Source organism: Tannerella forsythia (genome assembly GCF_003860135.1).
Taxonomy (GTDB): Bacteria; Bacteroidota; Bacteroidia; order Bacteroidales; family Tannerellaceae; genus Tannerella; species Tannerella forsythia_A.
Map to the genome: position 1 here is coordinate 38,936 of NZ_RQYN01000021.1, position 23,182 is coordinate 62,117.

Here is a 23,182-nt window from a genome sequence, read left to right on the forward strand (position 1 = left end):
TATTTGGATGTCGTACCGGGGTGCCTCTATATTTGCCGCAGTTTTTTGAAGTAAAAGAGACGAAATGGCAGAAAAAACGAAAAGGGTTCGGCTTACGAACAGCGGAATAAATGCGTACGGCACGCGTATTTTGACAGAGGGCATGGAGCTTAAACAGTATGCCCGCAATCCGGTGCTGCTGTATATGCACAATCGCGGCGAGGTGATCGGATTGGTGAAGGATGTCGTGGTCGATGGCGAAGAGATTACAGCAGAGCTTGTCTTCGACGAAGCTTCGGAGCTCAGTAAACGCTGTAAGAAGCAATTCGAGTTCGGCAGCTTGCGCATGGTAAGCGTGGGCATTGATATTTTGGAGCTGAGCTCGGACAAAAAGCACTTGCTGCAAGGGCAGACGCGCCCCACGATCTCAAAATCGAAACTCGTCGAGGTTTCGCTTGTCGATGTCGGTGCGAATGACGATGCGATTGTCCTCTATCGAGGTGGAAAACAGTTAAATTTTGCCAGCGGCGCGGACGCTGCATTGCTTCCTGAATTATTAAATCATAAAGAAAATCAAGAAATTATGAACGAAGAGTTAAAGAAAGAAGTGGCGCTGCTGCTCGGATTGCCCGACACGGCGAGCGTGGACGCGGTGCTTGCAAAGATGAAAGAAGTGTTTGCTGCGAAAGACGCGGAAATTACGCGTTTGAAGGGAGAGGTTGACACGGCGAAGTTGGCAGCTGTGACGGACTTGGTTGCGGCAGCTGTAACGGCGAAAAAGATCGCTCCGGAGAAGAAGGATTTCTTCGTTGAGATGGGTAAAAAAATCGGCAGCGAAGAGCTGGCGAAGGTCTTTGATTCGATGCACGCGGAGACGAAAATCACGGATGTAGTCGACTTCAAGGGTGGAAACTCCGCTACAGGAAAAGCAGAGTATAAGAAACTATCGGAAGTGCCTGCGAATGAAATTCTGGAGCTGCGGACAAACAACCCGCAGAGGTACGCAGAACTGTACAAGGCTGAGTACGGAATTGAGTGTCCGGTCTGATCAAAGAAGAAGAATTATTCATGTTTTAAATAGTAATTAAACGAATTATGGGAAGATTTTTAAAAGTTGTTATGGCGTTACTGATTAACGCCACTTTGGGCTTCGCTACGGCGTTGGCCGTCGGGGCTCCTCCCGTTGTCGGCGCCATGGGCGCGTGTGCGTTAGGCACGCTTACAGGCGGCGGTTCCGGGTCCCTGAACGCGGGGGTGCTGGTGGAAGTGTGGACGGGCGAGTTGATTAAAAAGTTGCAGGAAGATGAGCGAGGGACGTGGCTGGAGGGTATTCCGGATTATTCCCGTTTTGCGGAGAATGACGTCATTCACATGGTCGACGTGGGTGGCGATCCGGATGTGCTAATCGACAATACGTCTTATCCAATCGACGTTCAAGCGCTGACCGATACAGATGTTGTCTTTAAGTTAGCGAAGTTTCAGACGAAAGCGACCCCGATTACGGACGATGAGCTGTACGCTCTTTCGTACGATAAAATGGCGTCTGTCAAGGAAAGACATGGCGATGCGATTACGGAAACGAAGTTTAAAAAAGGGGTTCACGCCCTTGCCCCTGATTCGCACACGGCTAAGACGCCTGTGCTGAAGACAACGGGCGATATCGAAGATGGCAGCGGATCCGGACGCAAACGCTTCACGAGGCACGACATTATCGAAATGAAAAAGGCTTTTGACAAAATGGGAGTGCCACAGAAGGGCCGTCGTCTCGTGTTGTGCCCGGATCACGTGGCTGACCTGCTCGAGAATGATCAGAAGTTTGCCGGACAGTATTATAACTATACGACCGGAAGGATATCAAATCTCTATAGCTTTGATATTTATGAAGAGACGGACTGCCCGACGTACAACCAGGCAGGCGCGAAACAAGCGCTCGGCACGGCTTCCGTCGGCGGCTCGATCTATCAGGCTTCGGTAGCATTCTATACGAAGCGCGTGTTCAAGGCAACCGGATCGACGAAATTCTACTATTCGGAAGCAGCGAAAGACCCGCTCTATCAGCGTTCGTTAGTGAACTATCGGCATCGGTTTATTGCCCTGCCGAAGAAGAAGGAAGCAATCGGAGCTATTTATTCCGCATACGTGTAATCTCTGTTTTCATGGAGCCGGGGAGCAGGCGTAGCCTGCCTCCCTGACTCTTCAAAACGCAAAAGATGAAAAAGATATGGCTAAGAAAGCAAAGACAGCAAAAGTAAATGCCGCCGCGCCCCCCGAGCAGGTCGAGATGGCAAACAAAATTTTGGATCAAAATCCGGAGATGCAGGCGGTTTATATCGTCGATGGCCTGTACTACGCAAGTGAGAAGATGGCGAAAGAAGCAGCTGCGCAGATTGGATTTGAGATTGTAACGATTAAGCGCGGGCAGAAAGAGCAGCCCAAGCCCGAAGACGAGGGCGAAACTCTCGAAAGCGAGCTGGACAATGATGCGGAAGGAGCGCAGGATGAAGACGAAGAGTAACCTCGCGCGCGGGCTGCGCAACAACAACCCCGGGAATATTCGGCTGAGCAAACAGCCGTGGCGGGGTGAGGTGCGTCCGGGTCGGGATCAGTCTTTCTGTACGTTTCAGACCATCGAGTACGGATATCGCGCATTGCTTAAGCTGCTGCGCAATTATCGCTTGAAGCATAGTTGTAGGACTGTGCGGCAGATGATTGAGCGCTGGGCGCCGCCTTCGGAAAACAACACTGAGGCGTATATCCGCACGGTTTGTAAGCGCACTGGGATGCTTGAAACGTACGCGGTTAATATCGACAGCAAGCGCGAAATGTGTAAACTGGCCGAGGCGATTAGCTATCAGGAGAATGGCGTTGCGGGCCATATGCCCGACATCGAGGCCGGGTGGGAATTACTGTAACTGTTAAGGTTGCAAAAAAATGAGTGTTCATGATCGAAATACTAAGTGTTGTTTTGAATGCCGTTCTCGGCGGCGGGCTGATAGTGTCGCTTGTGACACTTCGGTCCGTCCGCCGCAAGGCGGCGGCGGAGTCGAAGAAGGCGGAACTCGAGAATGCGGAGCAGGCAGCCCGCATCGTGATGGAATCCATCGCCGAGCCGATCAGAAAGGAGTTGAAGCATGTCAGCAGTGAATTGTCAAGATTTAGGCGGGCAGTCGAAAAGGGCTATACTTGTAAGTATCATGTTAATTGCCCTATTCTTGCAGAGTTGCAGCGCGAAGAGGCTGGCAACTACAGAGGTTACGACGAAGGTCGAGGTGTTAGAGATTACCCGCGACACGATCGTGACAGTTCTTCCTGATTCCGCGCTGATTCGAGCGTACCTCGAATGCCAGCAGGGCCGCGTCGCGCTGTCCCGGCTGATCTCGTTGCCGGGCGCTCGGATTGTTCCGGATTTGACGCTTACGCAGGTAAATGAAAGCGAATCGCTTTTGACATTTCGTTGTCGCGAAGACAGTCTGCGCATCGAGCTGCAACTGCGCGATAAGCTGATCCGCGAACTTCACGAAAACAAAGCAACAGAAACCGTTATCGAGGTCAGGGACACGCCTCTGAAATGGTGGCAAAAAGGGCTGATGGCCTGCGGGGCATGCTTTATTGTGCTTTGCCTCGTCGGGATCATCAGAGTATTAAAGTGAGTTATATAGAATTAATTTTCAAATTATTACATTATGGCAGAAGGATATATTCACGGCAGTAATTTGCTGGTTTTTATCGGGGGTAAGGCGATCGGGCATTGTACGTCGTGTACGATTACGCACAACACCGAGTCGAAAGAGCGCGCCGTAAAGCCGGCTTCGAGCGTGGCAGGCGGAAATACGGGTAAGTGGACGGAGAAGTCGGTCACGAAGCTGAGCGAATCGATCAGCGGTGAGGGTTTTTGTTTCTACAACGAAGCCGAGTGTGGCTACACTCAGCTCCTCGATTTGTGGCAGAAAGCACAGCCCGTCGACGTGAAGTATGCGCACCGCGGCGAAGACGCGACGAAGTACCGGGCTGGGAAATTTGTGATTACGAACTTGGAGCAAACGCGCCCCGCTGACGATGATGCGTCGTACAGTATCTCGTTAGAATCGACCGGAGAAGTAAAAGACCATCCGGGGGGATAAGGTAAGTATGTTTAACACTTAGAAAATAAAGAACATGAACAAAATCAGAATCGGCGGCAAGGAGTACCCTTGCCAAATGACGATGGGAGCCCTGATTCGCTTTAAAAAAGAGACAGGGCGCGAGGTGACGGAAGTGAGAAGCGACGGAGTGTCGGACATGATCACGCTGCTGTGGTGCTGCGTCGCGTCCGCGTGCAACCGTCTCAATCATCCTTTCGATATGTCGCTGATGGATATGGCTGACAGCATGGATCAGGACGATTTTGCAGAGTGGCAAAAGACGTCGTTCGAAGCTGTTCCGGCACCGAAGTCGGACAAAAAAAAAGCGTGAGCATCGAAACCCTGCTGGGGATCGCCCTCGGCAGGGTCGGGCTGCGCCTCGCGGACTTCGAAGCGCTCACGCCGGATGAGCTGGACGAGGTGCTAAAGCAATATGCCGAACAGGAAGAAGCGAGACAACGGAATGGATGGGAACAAGCGCGGATGATTGCTTTTTCGGCCGTGGCGCCGCATTCAAAACGCATCCGCAGGCCGACAGACTTGCTGAAATTCGACTGGGACGGCAAGCCGATTCGGAAGGAAGAAGACGAAAAAATGACGCTCGAGGAGCGTCGCAGGCTCATGGATGAGCTAACGGAAAAATGGAAAGAAGATTAGTCTCTTTCGCCCTTTTCCTCTCTCCGCATCGCGGCGTATAAGCCTCCGAAGACAACGGCAACAATCGCCGCAGCAGTAATCATAACAAGCAGTGCCATTTGTTCAATTTTTAAAAACGCTTCAAAGATAATTTAAACGCTTGAAATAAACAAGAAAAATGTCGGGAAAAACGGTCATATATCAGATTAAGCTGAAAAATGTCAGTGGAGATGCGACGGGCAAGCTGAAAAAGCAGCTCGAAGGGCTCGGCGCGACCGTAGAAGTCGTAAGCAAACAAGTTGAAGATTTAAATACAAGATTCTTGAATTTCAATCAGTTTGTTTCTTCGATACAGCATATTTCCGACGCTATCACGCAGGTTTCAAGCACAATGAACACGCTCACGGGTTTCTACGCTTCGCAGGTGGAAGTAGAAAACAAGCTGCAAACCGTGATGCGCAACACCATGAACGCGACCGACGAGGAGGTGCAGGCAATCAAAGAGCTGTGCGCCGCACAGCAGGAATTAGGCGTCATTGGTGACGAGGTGCAGCTCGCCGGGGCGCAAGAGCTTGCGACGTATATGTCGAAAAAAGAGTCGCTCGCCGAGCTGATCCCTGTAATGAACGACATTATCGCCCAGCAGTACGGCTTTAACGCTACGCAGGAATCGGCCGTAAATATCGCCACGATGATGGGTAAAGTGTTTGCTGGTCAGGTGTCTGCGTTAAGCCGCTACGGGTATACCTTCGATGAAGTACAAGAAAAAATCTTGAAATTCGGCACGGAGGAGCAGAAGGCAGCCACACTCGCCGAAGTGGTGCGGCAGAGTGTGGGTAACGTGAATGCCGAATTAGCCAAGACCGATGCCGGGCGGATGGTGCAATTAAACAACACCATCGGCGATATGAAAGAGCAAATCGGACAGATGCTTATGCCCTTTCAGGCTGTTATCACGCAAGCGGCCGAGCTGGGTGTCGCCGCGAGCGGATTGATCCAGCTTACGAAAGCCATCCAAACGGTCGGGGTTGCGACAAAAGTGTGGACGGCAGCGCAATGGTTGCTCAACGCGGCCCTCGAAGCAAACCCCATCGGGCTGCTTATCACCGCGCTGGCGGCTATCGTGGCGGGTTTGATTTACGCTTATAACCATTCCGAAAGTTTCCGGCGCGTCGTCGACGAGGCGTGGGCAGCCGTGAAGGTGCTCGCCGAGGTGTTGTGGAAAATCCTCGGCAAGGCAATCGAGTGGCTTATCAAGAGCTTTAAGGATGTGGTTGCATGGCTGAAAGAGTTCGCGAAATGGTTTTCGAACACGAAGCTTGCGGGCGGCATTATGAAATTTCATAATCTTATCAAAGAGAATGTCTTGAAAGTCTTTGATAAGATTGTAGCTGGGGTTCGAAAGGTGGCCGAATGGCTTGGGAAAGTCTTCGATATTCAGATCGGCGGTGGCGCGATGGACGCATACGAAGAAGCCCTCGATCTAACGAATCAGCTTATACAAAAAACGAAGGAAGCTGCAAAAGAAAAAGAAAACCTGTTCGGTGGGGGCTTTTCCGGAGGCGGCGATGGCAAAGACAAGAAAAAACAGGAAGAAGAAGTCTTTAACCCCGACACGATCGGTTATTTTCAGCAAAAAATCTCTGAGCTGCAGAAGCAGCAGCGGGCGGCTGACACAGAGCACGCGATTGAACTGCAACGGCAGATAAACTTGCTGCAAAAGCAGTTAAAACTGAAAGAATTGTACATTAATATGGTTGCCAGCGACGTGGGTAAAGAGCCTTTAAAGGCCTCTCCGCTGCCTGCAAAAAACAAATTCGCGGGGAAAACAGGGCCCGTCAATTTGCCTGTACGTTTCGACAAAAATACACTAAAGCGCTCGGCGAAAGAGCTCAAAGATCGCTTTAAAAAAATAATCCCCAAGGAGGCTTATTTTAAGGGAGCAGCCGAGGGTATTGAAGGGGTCGCTGACGTGATGGGGCGTCTAAGCCGCGTCGTTGGCGAGGCGGCGGGAGCTTGGCTTGAGTGGGGACAAAGCCTCTTGCAAGCTATCTCTGCAGCGATCCCAAAAATCGCGGCGTTGACAATGGCCGAAGAAGAACGAGGCAACGCGAACATGTATTCCGCCGGAACGGGTGCGGCTTCGGCCGTTTCTTCGATTCCGTTCGTCGGCCCCATTCTCGCGATTGCGGCCGTGGCGTCGGTTCTTGCGGCGATTGCGTCGATTCCGCGTTACGCAGAAGGGGGTATCGCGTACGGCAAAACAATCGGTATGTTCGGAGAGTATGCAAACGCTTCGACGAACCCCGAAGTCGTCGCGCCGCTTTCGAAGCTGCGCGATCTCATCGAACCCTCCGGAGGTGTCGGGCAGGTGGTTTTCCGCATCTCCGGACGCGATTTGGAGGGGGTATTAAATAAACGTTCGCAAGTAAACAGAAGAACGAGATAATCGATTACGAATTACGAAATACGAGTTACGATGGCAAAAGGAAAAAGATATGAGGGCGAATTTATTAGCGTAGCGGGAGTGCGCTATCGGGTCGAAATTTGGCAAGAGGGCTACTCCGGCAACGTAGGAGAACTGTCCTTCCCTTACGACACGCCGCTCACAATCGAGTGGAGCGAGGTGAATAAAATCGAACCTGTCATGTCGTCTGCCGCGACGCTGACCGTTATCTCCGATAGCGATCGTCGCTTCGTCGATCTCTATACCACCGTCGCGGGCAGCATCCGCTTAGACGTCTATCGCGAAAATAAAAAGTATTGGAGCGGAACGCTCGATCCGGAAATCTACGAAGAGCCGTTTGCGCAGCAAGACGGCTACGATGTGACGCTTACATTTAGCGATTTCGCCATCCTCGACCGGATTAAATTCGAGAAAACGACGCGGCGCTTTTGGTCGCTGCAGTCGCTTATCGATTTGTGTATCGAAAAAAGCGGTATCGAGCTTGAAGGCGTACAGGAATATATCTCGACGACAACGGATAAAGGCGCGTTGCTGCTCGCAAACACGTGCCTGATAGACGAGAACTTCTTCGACGAAGACAACGAGCCCATGACCTTGCGCGAAATCTTAGACGAGATGCTGCGTCCCTTCGCGCTGCGCATGCAGCAAAAGGACGGTAAGGCGCATGTGTATGATATTCACGCGCTCCACTCCCTGCAAACGAAGCCTGTGCGCTGGTGCCTCGACGACTCCACTCTCGGCGTCGATCAGACATTTAATAACTGTGAACTAACGTTCTCGCCGTACATGAAGAACAAACTCATTGAGGCCGAGAACGACCCTGCGTGGATCAAAGATTCGGAATGCACGTCGCACCGCGTCAACGTCGATTATTCGGATAACAACTTTCCCGGATTCGATATGCTGCTTAAACCGCACAATTTCGCGAAGAGTAAGTTCCGCATCTACGACGTGCTTAATCTCACGAAGTATTTTAAAATCAAACCGCAGCTGTCCGGCGATTCCGAGTCGGGCGTCGCGTTTGTTTTTCATACCCGCCGCGGCCATCAGGATTATGTGCCCCAATGCGGGCATGTATCTAACACTAACGTCGGGGCGTGGGTTGAAATGAAAGAAAAACCTTTCGTTTTCTACGATTACGACAAAGAAAAAGATTACTTGATTAATCTCAAGATCGAGGCGCTCGTCGATGTTCGCTATAACCCCTTCGAGGACGCGGGCGACGACAACGAGCGAGGCTGGTGGAAAGAGTTTAATCATCAATGCAATTACTCGTATATCCCATTTCGATTAATTCTGCGCGACGAAAACGGACAGGCGCTGTTTCACTACGATAACTCCGAAGTTTTAAATACGTGGCTGAATGTCAATACGTATGAGACAGGGCGTCGGTGGGAACCGGGCGAGGGCAACTGGGAGTCGGCACATGCGGCGTATTACGAAAAAGACGTTGATGGGCGCAAGAAAAAAACAGGCTGGGGCGGTTGGAAAACGAATCAGCCCATTATCGGCTACTATCGTTGGGAGTTGCCTTCCATCTTCGATAAAATGTTCGAAGGGGAGTATATCCCCATGCCGCCCGTCTCGGGATGGCTGGAGGTGCAGGTGGGCGGCGCGCTGAAAATGAAGGATTACGGGTTCGAACAAACGTTCGATCATCAAAAAATTCATTGGTTCTTAATTAAAAACGTGAGTATGAACCTCGTCGGCGCATACGGGCAGGAACTGAGCGAAGGCGATATCGTCGTGCGGGCATGGGTCGATAAGGCTGCAAAGGAGGGCATGGAAATCGACACCGTCTGCGGCACAATGCCCGACGGCGCGCACCCGACGGCACGGGGGCAATTCTTTCTGTCGTCGCGGGAGGTTATCTCAAATTTCACGCGTGCGGGCGTGACGGATAAGGTTGAACGCCTCTTGCTCGGCACGGTTTATTCGCAGTATTACGGCCGCAAAAAGAAGCTGTCCGGAACGGCCGATATCGTCAGCGAGCTAAGTCCGATGACCGACGAGCACGAAGCGGGTAAATTTATGATTGTGTCCGAGATACAGGATTTAATCAAAGACGAAAGCAACCTCGCGATGGTGGAGATCGCGCAGGATAATTTCACGGGAGTACCTTTTGAGGAGGAGGATTAAGCATGAGCAATTATTCATATCGCATATTAACAAAGCCGGCGCGTTTGCGTATCGAAGCCGGTACTGACAAAGCGGGCGGCCAGGCCCGCGAAATCGGGGGCAGTGGCAGCGGATCGGGCTCGACGGGTTCCGGATCGGCTCCGGGCGCGTCTGCGAACTCGTTTGTGGCAGGCGATCGCATACAAATCGACGCGAATAAAAGCGTTATAAAAATATCGCACGAAGAAGCAAAAGAAGAGAATAAAGATTCGCAGACGCTCAACGAAAAAGGATATTTTGTTAAATGTCTGCACTTAGACAAGCAAGGTCATATCGTTAAAGTCGAGACAGAAGAAATCGCGGGCACGTTCGACGATCGTTATCTGCGCAAAGACAAGCCCGATGAGACGAATTTTAAAATAACGTTTCTACAGGGGGCTGATTTCGGACATTTTGTCGAGGGTTTTTTGGGCAGTGGCGGCCGAATTGACGAAAATGGGAACTGCTGGTTCGGAGGGATGCGGCTGCGGGATTTTCTCGAAGTGCCGGAGCTGCGTTTTAATCGTATCGACGTGGTTAGCGGCGAGTTGTGGAACTCGATCGCGTTCGGACTTATCGAAGATGTCGACACGGCAAACAGGATCGTGACGCTCAAGCTCGAAGAAGGCGAGCGCTCCGGATTGCATGTAAACGATTTCTGCCGCGGGCTATTTCACAACCTGACCGGAAACGAGACGACGGCAGGCGTCGACGCTTGCGGCTTTGATAAGCTGCCCGGGTTCTCGACGTCGTATTTTATGCCCGTGCAAATTCTCGATAATAAGCGGTTTAAGTACAATCTTAAACCGGGTACGACGGTACATCCGTGCAAGGCGATGAAATTCGCCGTGTACGGTAATGCAACCGACAAAGCACGACAATCGTCCGCATACCATACGCGTAATTATGTACGTTATCTGTGCGACGTCGACACGTGGGAGATTAAACCCCAGCACATTGGCGTGCAGATGGGAGACCTTTCGGGGCTGGTTATCGATGGCGAAAATCTCGGGAGAAAGTCGATCTATCTCGACAACGTGTATTTCGGCAAGAATATTTTACAAACGCCCGGACTCAAAGAATCATTGAAGGGAAAAGACGCCTATACCGTCGGCCTCGATCGCTATTCGCAGGCGTACAATTCCGCAAATGGAGGTGTAAATCAAATCACCTTCACCGCTTTTGCCTCGAAGGGCGGGCAGCCGCTCGCGTTTTCGACCGTGTCCGGAGAGGGTAAATTTACCCTTTCTGTCAAATCCGTGTCGGGTTGCACAGTCGCGCAGGCTGGTGCATCCGTGCGCTTTACGTCGTTCTCAAGTACGAGCACCGGAACCGTCGTTGTAACTGTAAATTGCGAGGGGCTTGTCTCTTATCAGCTGTCTTTCGTTGCTACGAGGGTGGCCGATGGGAGTCCCGGCGATCCGGGCAAAAAAGGGGATGTCGTTCGCAGTGTTTATCGTCGCTCCGCATCCCAGCCCGGATATCCGCAAGGGAATCCGCCATTTGGGTGGCAATTCGACCCGTTTGCTGGCACGAATCCGCTGTGGATGTCGCAGGCGACGTTCAATGCTGCGGGCGAGGTGGTTACAAGCTGGTCTTATCCTGTGCGTATCACGGGCGACGCCGGATTGCCGGGCACGAATGGAACACCCGGCCCGATGCCGAGCATGCGCGGCACGTGGGATAGTAACAAAACCTATAACGGCTCGTCGTTCTTTGTCGATGTCGTTATGTATAATAATCGATACTACAGAGCGAAGCCAAACGCGGGCGTGTTCAGCGGCGTGCATCCGTCGAATCCTAACAAATGGGAATTATTAAACTCGTTCGAAAACGTTGCGACCAAGCTGCTTATCGCAGAAGAAGCAAATATAGCGGGGTGGCTGTTTAATAAGAACTACATCCTAAGCCAGAACCGCAATGTCGGCATGGACGGTTCTGCAGATAATAAGCCGCGGTTCTGGGCCGGGTCAGGCTATGCAGGCAGGGATAACGCGCCGTTTCGAGTGTATGAAAACGGTACGATCGTGGCTAAAGAAGGGCAAATCGGAGGTTTTATGATACGAGAAGAAAGCCTTACGAATACGTCCGGACACAAGGTGAACGGCGCGTGGACGGGTCTTCAACTCTCACCGTGGGGATTTATTCACCTTTCAGACAGTAATAATAATCGCTCGGCGATGATGACGCATTACAGCTCGCCGGTTACTCAGAATGCGCTGCTTACACTCCGTGTCAGTCGCGAAGATGACGGGGTTCCAGCCGAATTTTTTAACTGTTTTTATTCTGCGTCCGGAAGCCTTCGGGGTTTTTGTGTAACCGCACAGAATCTCGGAGATGCGAGCTGGTATCGACGAATATGTATTACAGCAAGCCACATGCCGCATCGAAATCAAGCCGTAAGGTTGCCCAAATGGAGTAATTCTGATATAAACGATCCGGAATTTTACGAAGTGTTATGGGATAGACGTTCCGGAACGTTCGTGATTGGTAATATTCGGTAAAATAGCATTTTATAAGATTTGATATAAGAGATATGAAAGTTGATTTTTCAAAGTTAGAATTAGAAACGCGCATTGATCAGTTTGACAACCTCGATTTGCGCGAAGATGTTGGGAATATTGTATTTGCGACTGCGACGACAATCGCGGAGGATGAACTTGCGCGGCGTATCTACAAAAGCAAAGGCCCGGTCGAGTTGACCGAGCGCGAGTATGAAATGCTGATGCAGTCGTTGCGTACGAATCAGGTCGCATTCCGTCTTGTCAGCGCGATTGAAAGGCAGGTTAAACAGCCTTTAGAAAATGATTAAAAAGTGATAGACGCATTTTTTTGTTAGTTATGAATATGGAATTGTTACAAAAACGATCTGATGCGAAGTTTCGCATCAGCATCTCCGATTCGGACGGCCGCCCGGTCGATCCGAAAAAGTGTGATCTGCGCTTTGATTTTTACACGTCGAAAGCGCGGCGTGTAAGGGTAGAGCGAAAAGCCGAAGAACCGCTCCCGCCGGGTATGAGCTTTGATGGCAATCAAATTATTATTGCCCTCGATGCGCCAAACTTCGCCGAAGGGGCGCTGTATGTCCGTTTTCGAACGCGTGTACACGATCCCGCTTTCCCGGACAGGTTTTATGACATCTCGTCGAATGAGATAAAAACGAATATTGTTGTTGTAGATTAAATTTTAAAAGAAATGAAAGGTAAAGAATTTGAGGTAAATGTACAGCTTGAACAAACGCTCGGAATGAACGGGAAATCTGCCTACGAAATTTGGCTTGAAGCCGGGAATGAGGGCACGGTGGAAGACTTCCTGAACGCATTGAAGTGGAATCAAGGAAAGCATCGAATCACGATTGATTTGGTCCCGAATTGGCCCGCCGCACGTCGTTTCCTGCTTGGAGAAAATGTGCAGATTCAGGTTGAAGAGGAGGTTACAAACATCGCCTATCAAGGCAACCCCATCACGGTAAATGTGAAGCCCGGAAAGACTGTTCGCATCATTCCGCCCGTGGTCTCGCGATTCGCGGCGCCGAAAACGCACGAATTCGTAGCGCAAGCTAACGCGGAAGACACTATAAACATTGCATACGACACGACGCTCGTTCTGTGCACAGTTGCCCGTACTGTGCGACCGAGACGAACCGAACCAGACGACGCGGCTATTCCTGTTGTCGTAGAATGTGGAAGCATTACCGATCGCGTCGAATGTGGGGAGGCTCCAGCGATGATTTATCTCCCTCGTCATGCAGAAGCAATATTTACGCCCGAAGCGTCAGCAGGTTACACGGAAGGTGTTAAAACGTTGCAGACGTCTGACGATCTCGTTTTTGTTGCCTTGAAGCAAAAGGCGGCGTGGGTATATTTCAAACCTTGGACGGGGGGGATCAACGATGCTACCATGGAGCAAGTTTTTATAAAAATTACAAACGCAGACACCTCTGTTGTTATCCATGAACACCTCCCTCTTTCATCTGTAAATAGCGAAGAGCTGGCGATTCCTGTTCCTGCGGCTGTAAACCTGCGCATCGAATTCGAGGTGCCGTATGGTGTTCTACCCGTCGAAGCGCAAACAGTAGAGAGTCTTTCAGCAGGAAGCGCAAATGAAATAACCGTAAGCTTGACGGGAGGCTTGGTTGAAATCTTTGCGCCCGGATTAGACGGAGAGGCGGATTTTGACATTTTATACGCTGAAGGAGAAAAAGAAGGTCAGGTATTACGGTCTGGAACCTTGTCTGGATATAAAACAGCTTTTATGTTTGTTGATTTGGTGAACTTTAAAATTCGATTCAAGCCGTCTAAGAGCGGTTTAAATCCGAGTCCTGAAGAGGCGATCGCTAACAGGAAAACCGCGTACGAGTACTTCTCTGTATATATATCTTATTCGTAGTATTTTCGAGGCAGAGGGTGAGAAAAAGCCCCTGCCTTCGTAGAGAGTGTTTCTCAGGCGTCTCTCTACGACAAAGGTGCCACAACACCACGACAGGGGCGCAAGCCCTTGCGGTGTTGTGGCACCTTATTTTTTTTTACCTGAGAGACTGCAAAGATAGAATTTTTATAAACATTTTAAATAGTATTCAAGATGAAAAAGAATGTAATTCAAATAAAGCCGGCAATGAAGACCCCGGTAACCTACTACGGCGGGAAGCAACGAATGTTAAGCATCATCCTGCCCATGATTCCGCAACATCAAATCTATGTCGAGCCGTTTATGGGAGGCGGTGCCGTGTTTTTTGCCAAAGAACCCGCGAAAGTGGAGCTGATAAATGATAAGAACGGCGAAGTCGTCAACTTTTACAATGTTGTTAAAACCCGCTTCTCTGAGCTAAAAGCACTCGTCGATGCAACGCTTCACAGCGAGAAGCAGCAAAAAGAAGCTAAGCACATCTACTTCCATCCCGACGACTCCGACGAGGTGCGCCGGGCGTGGGCGTTGTGGGTGCTTTCGCATCAAAGTTTTTATAGCATATTAGGAAATACGTGGAAATGCAGCAAAGGCCGCAGCACAGCCGTTCAGTTGCTTGCGCGAAGAGATTCTTTCACAGATGTCTACTGCGCACGATTAGAGCATACATCCATCTTCTGTCGCGATGCGTTAGATGTTATCCGGAAAGCAGACCATGAAGACGCGTTTCACTATGTCGATCCTCCCTACTTCAACGCCGACATGGGCCACTACGCGGGCTACACGAGAGAGGACTTCCAAGCCCTGCTCGACACGCTTGTAAACGTGCGCGGGAAATTCATGCTGTCGTCGTATCCGTCCGACGTTCTGCGCGAGTACTCCCAAGCGAACGGCTGGCGAACGTACGAGTTTTTGCTGCCGAGGTCTGCGGGAGGTGGAAGTAAAGTAGAAGTGTTAACGCTCAACTACACGCCGCCCTCAGAACTCGTCGTCGCAGCGTGAAAAAAAACTCGGCACTGAGAAAAAAAAGTGTCGAGTTTTTTTGGACTTTTCGTTTTGCGTTTTTGGACTTTTCGTTTTTCTGATTGTATATGGCAGATGATCAAGAACTTGTTCTTCCGGATGAACTTGGAAAGATAAAGATTGAAATCCTCTCTTTAATGGAAGCTGTGTCCGATGAAAATCTGAAAAAAATAAAACGCTTGCTCCCCGATACGGATATTTATGTCGATGGGGAGAAACTTCCATAAAATAAGGTGGCTTACTATTCTCTCGTTCTGAGTATGTTAGAGGCTTCAAAAAGACATCATGACATATCGATCCTGAAAATAAAAAAGAATATGAAAACACTAATCGCACTCTCGCTATTGTTGAGTTTAAGCATGAGCTTGAAGGCTCAAGAGATTCTAACCGCAGCACAATCCGATCCCAATACAATGGGTTGGATGACTGGTTTCCCGCCCCCTAAAGAACGGGTGGTTTCCGCCATAGACGGAAGCTTTTTCCGCTTCCCGGCTTTGAGATACAGCGTTTGCCACATGCGCCAATTCATGCCGACCACCGAAGTCAAGGCTGCTTCAAGCAAACAATACAAGTTCAAGCTTAAAATCGACGGGAATATCGACGGGCTCACATTTATCCCTTGGGGTAGCACCGAAGCAATGACTTGGAAAGAGTCTCTTTCGAAGAACTATACGGACGGCATACTGATATTGCACCGGGGAAAGATTGTTTACGAGAATTATTTCGCTGCGCTGAAGCCGGATGGTGTCCATGCGGCCATGTCCGTCAGCAAAAGCTTTACGGGAACTCTCGGCGCACTGTTGCTTGCGCAAGGTCTCCTTGATGAGAATAAAACCGCAGCCGATTACGTTCCCGAATTGAAAAATTCGGCCTTTGGGGATGCAAGCATAAGACAAATCCTCGATATGACGACGGGCTTGAAATACAGCGAAGACTATTCGGATCCCAACGCCGAAATCTGGTCGTTTTCGGCAGCCGGTAATCCCTTCTCCAAACCGGCATCGCCCGAAGCCCCTGCAAATTACTACGACTATCTCGTTACGCTTCGGAAAGAAGGACAGCACGGTGCGGCCTTCGGCTACAAAACCGTCAATACCGATGTGATGGGCTGGATTATCTCCAGAGTAACGGGGAAAAGCATCCCCACTTTACTATCGGAGCTCATTTGGAAGCCCCTCGGGACACATGTGGACGGTTATTATCAGGTCGATGGATCCGGGATAGCCTTTGCCGGTGGAGGTTTTGGTGCCAATATGCGTGATATGGCCATGTTCGGAGAAATGATCCGCAATAAGGGGAAGTTCAACAAGCGGCAAATATTGCCCGCCGAAGTGGTGGAGGACATCATGAAAGGTGGCAACCGGGAGGCTTTCGCCAAGTCGGCACATGCCGCTACGCTCAAGAACTGGAGTTACCGGAATATGTGGTGGGTTTTGCACAACAGTCATGGAGCATTTATGGCACGGGGCGTACACGGACAAAGCATTTACATCGACCCTACGGCGGAGATGGTTATTGTGCGTTTTGCCTCGCACCCCGAAGCAAAGAACTCAAAAAACGACCCGACCTCACTGCCTGCTTATCAAGCCGTAGCCGAATATCTTATAAGCAAGTAAGGCCTGAGAAAATAACCTGACTTTCAGGTGGCTTGAGCGCGAGTTTGAACTCCTCGCTTCTTTTGTAGTATTGCTTCCTTCTTTTTTTACGAGACCCCAAAGGTGTGAATAAAGCTTTTGGGGCTTCTTCGTTTATACATCGATGTTCTTACTTGAGTGCCTTGAATCGAACTTCCCCCATCCCCAACAAAGGGGATGTGCGTCTTGAAAATCCCCTCTTTTAGGGATTGTGAACACTGTTCAGATATTCTAACTTTGCAGTCGTAATTTTGAATATATTTTTCGATAAAATGGCACAAGTACAGAAAGACAATATACGTCGTATCATTCTCGAATCGGCTCGCGGAGAGTTTTTGCAGAAGGGTTTCAAGAATACGTCGATGCGAACCATATCCCGACTTTCGGGCATAACGTTGAGCAACATATACAACTATTTCAGAGACAAAGATGAAATTTTCCGTGCAGTACTGACTCCATTACTCGATGCCTTCGAACTGCTGTTTACCGAACACAATAATGATGAGTATCTGAGTAAGGAATTTTTCTCGATGGACTCGCACCAGAAAAAAGTCATTGACGAATTTATGGTTATACCGACAAATTACAGGACGGAACTGAAGATATTGCTTTTCAATTCGGCGGGGTCGTCGCTCGAAAATTTCAGAGACACCTTTGCCGACCGCTACACGGAGGAGAGCCTGCGGTATCTGAAGGTGATGAAAGAACGATACCCGAATATCAAGACGGATTTTTCAGATTTCTTCCTGCACTTGATGTGTTCGCTATGGCTGACGGTGATGGGCGAAATCGTATCGCACGACGAGTTGACTGATACCGACATTGAACGGTTTATTACGGAATACATTACATTCGGTACTGCCGGGTGGAAAGCCTTGATGAAGATATGAGAAGGATATTTTAGGTTTTGGGTGTTGGGTACGTAGGGGCGAACCCACGTGTTCGCCCGGTAAGATGAAATGCCCGTCCCGATAAAATACAATAAATATGATAATAATGGAAAATCACTTCCCCTACGTGGGAAATTGTCTCCCCTACATGGGAAATTGTCTCCCCTACGTGGGAAATCGTTCCCCCTACGTGGGAAATTGTTTCCCCCACGTGGGAAATTGCTTCCCCTACGTGGGAAATTGTTCCCCCAACACCCAACACCTAATACCTAAACAAGAAATTTTAATAAATACATAATACAGATGAAAATAGAAAAAATCAACGGATGGTTTGCCCTGCGGGGCGAATGGATTGTAAAAAGGCGCTGGTGGGTGCTTGCTGCCTTTGTGGTATTATTTGCCGTAGGATTTTACGGGCTACAGTTTATGAACATCAACGACTCGTGGGACAGTTATTTCCTCGAAGACGACCCGATGCTCATTAAAACGGAGGAGTTCAAAGCCGTTTTCGGCAATGACAACTACGCTGCCGTACTTACCGAGTGCGACAACACTTTTACGAAAGAGAATCTGGAACTGATACGCGAACTATCGAACGAAATACTCGACAGTCTTTCGTATGCCGATAAGATTACTTCACTTACCGATATTGAGTTTATGATCGGCAATGAGGAGGGTATGTCCATCGAGCAGATTGTACCCGAAGAGATTCCTTCGGATGCCGAAGGACTTGCCGCCATACGGCGAATGGCTTATATGAAGCCTCATATAGCCAACCGATTGGTATCGAAAGACGGCAGGCTTACGTGGGTGCTGCTCAAGTTGCGTCCCTTCCCCGAAGATTCGGTATGGAATACGGGCAAGGGAGCAGCATCGCCTGAGAAAATTACCGGGATGGAGTTAGACCGCATTGTGCAGAAAGCCAAATACGCTCCACTCAATCCGAGAGGAGCGGGATTGCCTTACCTGACCGAACAGAAGATGCAGTGGATAGGCAAAGAGATGCCTCGTGTGATGGGTTTGGCTATTCTCCTGGCTATTATTGTTCTGGCGTTTGCTACCCGTTCGCTGCGGGGCGTGGTGGTGCCGGTGGTTACCGCATTGGCTTCGATTATAGTTACTTACGGCATGCTGGGATATATGCGTTTCAGTATCGACAGCGGTATGATGATGATTCCCATGCTGCTGGCATTTGCAGTAGCCATAGCTTACAACATACACGTTCATTCCTATTTCCGAAGGCAGTTCATGCTGCACGGCAATCGCCGCCGTGCAGTAGTAGAGACCGTCGGCGAGATGGGCTGGCCGGTGCTTTTCAGTGCTCTTACCACCTTTGCTGCCCTGCTCTCCTTCCTTGCCATCCCTGTAGTGCCCCTGCACTTTGTTGGGATAGCCACTTCGACAAGTGTTATACTTACTTTCCTGATAGCTGTTACGGTGATGCCCGCCGTGCTTAGCTTCGGTAAAGACGGTAAACCTTGTCCGAAAGTGCAGGCAGCGGGTGGTGGCTGGCTCGACCGTCGGCTGGAAGCATTCGGGCAGATAGTACTGCGCCGTGAGAAGATAATATTGAGTGTTTTCGTGCTACTTACCGCATTCTTAATTTATCAGATGACGAAAATAGAGACCTCTTTCGATGTAGAGCGTACTATGGGGCGTAACGTGCCTTATGTAAAAAAGATACTGGAAGTAACCGAAAGTGAGTTGGGTTCTATTTATTCATACGATATGATGATAGATATGCCCGAAGACGGAATGGCCAAATCGCCCCAAGCCCTTATGGCACTCGATTCGTTGCAGCGTACGGCAGACAAGTATCCGCTGACCAAGCGTACCACTTCGATTCTGAACATACTCAAAGACCTTAACCAGACACTAAACAATGGTGAGCCCGCCTATTATACCGTTCCCGACAATGAGGAGGAGATTGCCCAGCAGATGTTGCTGTATGAGAATGCCGGCGGAAGCGAAGCCGAAAGCTGGATAGACTACGACTATCGCCGTCTGCGGTTGATGGTAGAGTTGGATAAATACAATTCGACCGAAGCCGAACGCGAGCTGAATGAGATTACCGCACTTGCGGGACGCCTCTTCCCCGGTGCACAGATTACACCTGTGGGTTCGATGCCGCAATTCACTACGATGATGCAATACGTCGTACGCGGACAGATTACCTCCTTCGGTATATCCTTACTGATTATCGGTCTGCTGATGATGTTTGTCTTCGGAAGCGTACGCATTGGCTTGATTGGCTTGATACCGAACGTAATGCCTGCCGTTGTGGTGGGCGGACTGATGGGTTGGATGGGCTATCCGCTCGATATGATGACCGCCACCATTATGCCGATGATACTTGGGCTGGCGGTGGACGATACTATCCACTTCATCAACCACGGACATTTGGAGTTCGACCGTCAGCGGAATTACAAAGGAGCCATCTTGCGGACATTCCGTGTGGTAGGTACGCCTATTCTGCTTACCAGCTTAGTTATCGGAGCTAATTTTGCGGTCTATACCACTTCCAAGAGCCTTTCGTTCATACACATGGGCATCCTCTCGGTAGCGGGGATATTTACGGCGTTCTTAGCCGATGTGTGTATTACGCCGCTCTTGTTCCGCCGATTTAAAATGTTCGGAAAAGAGGAAGAATGAGGGGTGTTAGGTGTTAGGTGTTGGGGGTTAGGCAAACACAACCCAAAACCCAATACCCAAAACTTAACACCCAAAACCTATTTAAAAACATAATTAAATACATAATAAAGATATGAACACAACAATCAGAACAATTGCCGCAGCGGCATTCATGACACTGGCGACCGCTGCATTTGCACAGACCGGGCGAGACATTGCCCTGAAGGTAAAAGACCGCCCCGACGGCGATACACGTCAGTCGGAAATGGTGATGAAACTCATCAACAAACGAGGCAGCGTGCGCGAACGCAAGCTCATCTCCTATTCAATCGACGTGGGCAAAGACAAGAAAGACCGCAAGTCGATAATGTTTTTCGTCTATCCGGGCGACGTGAAAGGGACGGGCTTCCTCACCTGGGATTACGACCAGACAGGCAAGGACGACGACAAATGGCTCTACCTGCCGGCTATGAAGAAGACACGCCGCATCAGCGGATCGTCGGCGAAGACCGACTATTTTATGGGCAGCGACTTTACTTACGACGATATGGGCAGCCGCAATGTGGACGAGGATACGCACAAGCTGCTGGGCGAAGAAACCATCGACGGACACACCTGCTGGAAACTCGAATCGACCCCGAAAGACAGCCGCGACATCTTCTCCCGAAAAGTATCGTGGGTGCGTCAGGATTGTTTGATACCCATAAAGGTAGAGTATTACGACAAGATGAACAAGCTGCACCGCAAGCTCACGATGTCGGGCATCAAGCAGGTAGACGGCTTCTGGATGGCTTCCCAAATGCAGATGACCAACGTGCAGACAGGGCACCAGACCCTCCTCGAAATCAATAATCCGAAGTACAACACCTCGTTGAACGAAGCCAAATTTAACGTAACGACACTGGAGAAAGGGGCGATGTAATGGCGTTTTCGTAGAGACAATTCATTCGTAGAGACAATTCATTCATAGAGACAATTCATGAATTGTCTCTATAACGAATGAACGACAATAACGCCGACAAATTGAATACGAAAATATTTGTGGATAATTGATGACCAGATATAAAAACAGGTATCGTGTAGAAACAATCCGATGGCAGAATTGGGATTATTCCGATGTGGGACAATATTTTATTACCATTTGCATAAATAAACGGGATAAGATATTGGGTATGGTAGAAAATGGCAAAATGATATTATCTCCATACGGCGAAATCGTGAAATCCGAGATTTTGGCAATACATACGTATTTTGATAATGTTGATGTCGACGAATGGGTTATTATGCCGAACCATTTGCATTTGATAATAACGATATATGATGTAGAGACAATTCATGAATTGTCTCTACATCAACAACAACAACAAATTCATGAATTGTCTCTACAACGACGGCAACAACATGATAAACAATATCATATAAAACGCAGACAGATGTTGATACCCAAAATTATCGGAAAATTTAAAATGAGAACCTCCAAAAAGATGAACGAAATCCGTCATACCGAAGGATACAAAAACTGGCAGTCCGATTATTTCGACCGTGTCATCCGTAATGAAAAGGAATATTACAGGATAAAACAATATATAGTTAATAACCCTTTAAACTGGTACAAAGATAAATTATATACCGAAAAACCCAACACCTAACACCCAATAATAATAATGAAAAATCATACAACAATACTGTTATTCACCCTCCTCTGTGCAGTGGTATCGGCTCATGCACAGACCGACGAAGCCGGTTTTCGTATACGTGGCTTTGTCGACACGTATCACGCCGTGCGTAGCGGCGAGCCGAACAATCTGATGAGTTCGCGTACGCGGGTACGCGGCGAAATTTCGCGAGAGGTGGGCGATGCCTCAATGTTCGTGTCGTTCAACACCACCTACAACGCACTGCTCAAAGACCGCACGGGGTTCGACCTGCGTGAGGCATACCTCGACTACCACGCACGCCATTGGGGATTGCGTGCCGGACGTCAGCTCGTCATCTGGGGAGCAGCCGATGGCGTACGCATCACCGACCTGGTGTCGCCGATGGATATGACCGAATTTCTGGCACAGGACTACGACGATATACGCATGCCGGTCAATGCCCTGCGTCTCTTCTTCTACAACGAAAAGATGAAGTTCGAAGCCATTGCCCTGCCCACGTTTCAAGGCTATGTGCTGCCCGTAACGGCATCGAATCCGTGGAACATCCTGCCTGTCGGCTCTCCGCTGCCTGTCGTGTGGGACGGCAAAGCGGGGCAACCCGCTTTTCGTCTGTCGAACATGGAATACGGCGGACGCCTGAGCTTCACGCTGCCGGGCATCGACTTTGCCGTCGCCGGACTCTATACGTGGAACAAGATGCCTGTATTGCGGTATAAACCAACGATGACCCAAATCACCGTTTCGCCCCACTATTACCGTATGGGCTTCATCGGTGGCGACTTCTCCAAACCGCTTGGGCAGTTCGTGCTGCGGGGCGAGGCGGCTTACAACATCGACAAGCATTTCAACTACACCGCCGAAGCGATGGCTATTCCCCCAAAAGGCTTCCATTCGCTCAACTGGCTGGCGGGTATCGACTGGTACGCCCCCCACGAGTGGATAGTATCGGCACAGTTATCGTCCGAAAGCATCTTCGGATACGAAGACTTCATCGCACAGCCGCGCAACGCTTCGCTGATAACGCTCAACATATCCAAAAAGTTGCTCAATGGCAATCTCCAGCTCTCCGACTTCACCTACTTCGATGCGAACAACAGCGGATGGTTCAGCCGTTTTGCGGTCGATTACGCCCTCACCGACCAGATTCGCCTCATGGCGGGTTACGACTGGTTCGGCGGCAACAAAGGCATCTTCGGAAACTACAAAAACAACTCCGAAGTATGGATAAAGGCAAAGTATAGTTTTTAGGAGGGCACGCTATTTCAAGAATAAGACGACTGCATGTAAAAAAAGCGGATATCATCTCGACATCCGCTTTTCGCTTGTAGTTAAACTTTAAAATTAAATATCATGAAAAACATGAAACGCATCAACAAAAGACGACACGTTTTTTTGCTTTTACCGTATCACCACTTTCTGTCTGGCTTGGCCATCGAGGGTAACGATGTATAGGCCCTGTGCCAGCGGAATGGAGGTTTGTCCTTCGGAAATCCGAGCCCGGTAAACCACCTGCCCGGTAAGCGAATAGACTTGCACATCCGTTGCTTTTGTCGTCCGGATCTGTAACATACCCTCTTCCGTG

24 protein-coding genes are annotated in these 23,182 nt (G+C 49.6%); 23 read left to right on the plus strand and 1 reads right to left on the minus strand.

Annotation, left to right across the window (positions count from 1 at the left end):
- Nucleotides 1–64 precede the first annotated feature (64 nt).
- The 23 genes from EII41_RS06965 to EII41_RS07070 all read left to right on the plus strand — a co-directional run bounded on the left by EII41_RS06965 (nucleotide 65) and on the right by EII41_RS07070 (nucleotide 22,848).
- Nucleotides 65–1,027 carry an HK97 family phage prohead protease gene (locus EII41_RS06965; protein WP_124789995.1) on the plus strand — a complete coding sequence of 321 codons (963 nt, stop codon included), beginning with the start codon at nucleotides 65–67 and terminating at the stop codon, nucleotides 1,025–1,027.
- Between the two features lie 47 nt (nucleotides 1,028–1,074).
- A complete protein-coding gene (locus EII41_RS06970; RefSeq protein ID WP_260425513.1) occupies nucleotides 1,075–2,124 on the plus strand; it encodes a hypothetical protein in 1,050 nt (349 codons plus the stop codon).
- A gap of 76 nt (nucleotides 2,125–2,200) precedes the next feature.
- Nucleotides 2,201–2,494 carry a hypothetical protein gene (locus EII41_RS06975; protein ID WP_124789996.1) on the plus strand — a complete coding sequence of 98 codons (294 nt, stop codon included), beginning with the start codon at nucleotides 2,201–2,203 and terminating at the stop codon, nucleotides 2,492–2,494.
- On the plus strand, nucleotides 2,457–2,891 hold the full coding sequence (locus EII41_RS06980; protein WP_260425514.1) for a structural protein P5: 435 nt from the start codon (nucleotides 2,457–2,459) through the stop codon (nucleotides 2,889–2,891). Before EII41_RS06975 ends, EII41_RS06980 begins: the two co-directional genes overlap by 38 nt.
- A 29-nt stretch (nucleotides 2,892–2,920) precedes the next feature.
- Nucleotides 2,921–3,292, plus strand: coding sequence for a hypothetical protein (locus EII41_RS06985; RefSeq protein WP_124789998.1), 372 nt, complete (start codon nucleotides 2,921–2,923; stop codon nucleotides 3,290–3,292).
- Nucleotides 3,249–3,629, plus strand: a complete 381-nt coding sequence (locus tag EII41_RS06990) for a hypothetical protein (protein WP_124789999.1) — start codon at nucleotides 3,249–3,251, stop codon at nucleotides 3,627–3,629. Before EII41_RS06985 ends, EII41_RS06990 begins: the two co-directional genes overlap by 44 nt.
- Nucleotides 3,630–3,662: 33 nt before the next feature.
- Nucleotides 3,663–4,100, plus strand: a complete 438-nt coding sequence (locus EII41_RS06995) for a phage tail tube protein (protein WP_124790000.1) — start codon at nucleotides 3,663–3,665, stop codon at nucleotides 4,098–4,100.
- A 34-nt stretch (nucleotides 4,101–4,134) separates the two neighbouring features.
- Entirely contained in the window at nucleotides 4,135–4,431 is a 297-nt protein-coding gene (locus tag EII41_RS07000) for a hypothetical protein (protein ID WP_124790001.1), read from the plus strand.
- Entirely contained in the window at nucleotides 4,428–4,757 is a 330-nt protein-coding gene (locus EII41_RS07005; RefSeq protein WP_124790002.1) for a hypothetical protein, read from the plus strand. Before EII41_RS07000 ends, EII41_RS07005 begins: the two co-directional genes overlap by 4 nt.
- 157 nt (nucleotides 4,758–4,914) lie before the next feature.
- A complete protein-coding gene (locus EII41_RS07010; RefSeq protein ID WP_124790003.1) occupies nucleotides 4,915–7,185 on the plus strand; it encodes a hypothetical protein in 2,271 nt (756 codons plus the stop codon).
- Nucleotides 7,186–7,215: 30 nt separating this feature from the next.
- Nucleotides 7,216–9,342 carry a hypothetical protein gene (locus EII41_RS07015; protein WP_124790004.1) on the plus strand — a complete coding sequence of 709 codons (2,127 nt, stop codon included), beginning with the start codon at nucleotides 7,216–7,218 and terminating at the stop codon, nucleotides 9,340–9,342.
- A 2-nt stretch (nucleotides 9,343–9,344) separates the two neighbouring features.
- Nucleotides 9,345–11,864, plus strand: coding sequence for a hypothetical protein (locus tag EII41_RS07020; RefSeq protein ID WP_124790005.1), 2,520 nt, complete (start codon nucleotides 9,345–9,347; stop codon nucleotides 11,862–11,864).
- Between the two features lie 32 nt (nucleotides 11,865–11,896).
- Nucleotides 11,897–12,172 (plus strand): hypothetical protein, encoded by a 276-nt coding sequence (locus EII41_RS07025; RefSeq protein ID WP_124790006.1) that lies wholly within the window; start codon nucleotides 11,897–11,899, stop codon nucleotides 12,170–12,172.
- Between the two features lie 35 nt (nucleotides 12,173–12,207).
- Entirely contained in the window at nucleotides 12,208–12,543 is a 336-nt protein-coding gene (locus EII41_RS07030) for a hypothetical protein (protein WP_124790007.1), read from the plus strand.
- Between the two features lie 12 nt (nucleotides 12,544–12,555).
- Complete coding sequence (locus EII41_RS07035; RefSeq protein WP_124790008.1) at nucleotides 12,556–13,749, plus strand: hypothetical protein; 1,194 nt, start codon at nucleotides 12,556–12,558, stop codon at nucleotides 13,747–13,749.
- 192 nt (nucleotides 13,750–13,941) lie between these two features.
- Nucleotides 13,942–14,766, plus strand: coding sequence for a DNA adenine methylase (locus tag EII41_RS07040; protein WP_124790009.1), 825 nt, complete (start codon nucleotides 13,942–13,944; stop codon nucleotides 14,764–14,766).
- Nucleotides 14,767–14,855: 89 nt separating this feature from the next.
- The gene (locus EII41_RS14130) at nucleotides 14,856–15,014 is read left to right on the plus strand and encodes a hypothetical protein (RefSeq protein ID WP_185711857.1); all 159 of its coding nucleotides are present in this window, start codon (nucleotides 14,856–14,858) and stop codon (nucleotides 15,012–15,014) included.
- Nucleotides 15,015–15,104: 90 nt separating this feature from the next.
- Nucleotides 15,105–16,403: a serine hydrolase domain-containing protein gene (locus tag EII41_RS07045; protein ID WP_185711858.1), complete on the plus strand. Its 1,299-nt coding sequence runs from the start codon at nucleotides 15,105–15,107 to the stop codon at nucleotides 16,401–16,403.
- A 290-nt stretch (nucleotides 16,404–16,693) separates the two neighbouring features.
- Nucleotides 16,694–17,311 (plus strand): TetR/AcrR family transcriptional regulator, encoded by a 618-nt coding sequence (locus EII41_RS07050; protein WP_124790010.1) that lies wholly within the window; start codon nucleotides 16,694–16,696, stop codon nucleotides 17,309–17,311.
- Nucleotides 17,312–17,614: 303 nt separating this feature from the next.
- Complete coding sequence (locus tag EII41_RS07055) at nucleotides 17,615–19,963, plus strand: efflux RND transporter permease subunit (RefSeq protein WP_124790011.1); 2,349 nt, start codon at nucleotides 17,615–17,617, stop codon at nucleotides 19,961–19,963.
- Nucleotides 19,964–20,075: 112 nt separating this feature from the next.
- Nucleotides 20,076–20,864: an outer membrane lipoprotein-sorting protein gene (locus EII41_RS07060; protein WP_124790012.1), complete on the plus strand. Its 789-nt coding sequence runs from the start codon at nucleotides 20,076–20,078 to the stop codon at nucleotides 20,862–20,864.
- A 250-nt stretch (nucleotides 20,865–21,114) separates the two neighbouring features.
- Nucleotides 21,115–21,591 (plus strand): transposase, encoded by a 477-nt coding sequence (locus tag EII41_RS07065; protein WP_148091741.1) that lies wholly within the window; start codon nucleotides 21,115–21,117, stop codon nucleotides 21,589–21,591.
- Between the two features lie 15 nt (nucleotides 21,592–21,606).
- Nucleotides 21,607–22,848, plus strand: coding sequence for a DUF1302 family protein (locus EII41_RS07070; protein ID WP_124790014.1), 1,242 nt, complete (start codon nucleotides 21,607–21,609; stop codon nucleotides 22,846–22,848).
- Nucleotides 22,849–22,998: 150 nt separating this feature from the next.
- Here EII41_RS07070 and EII41_RS07075 read toward each other — a convergent pair.
- Nucleotides 22,999–23,182, minus strand: a 184-nt coding sequence (locus EII41_RS07075; RefSeq protein ID WP_148091742.1) for a T9SS type A sorting domain-containing protein, incomplete at its 5' end; no start/stop codon positions are given.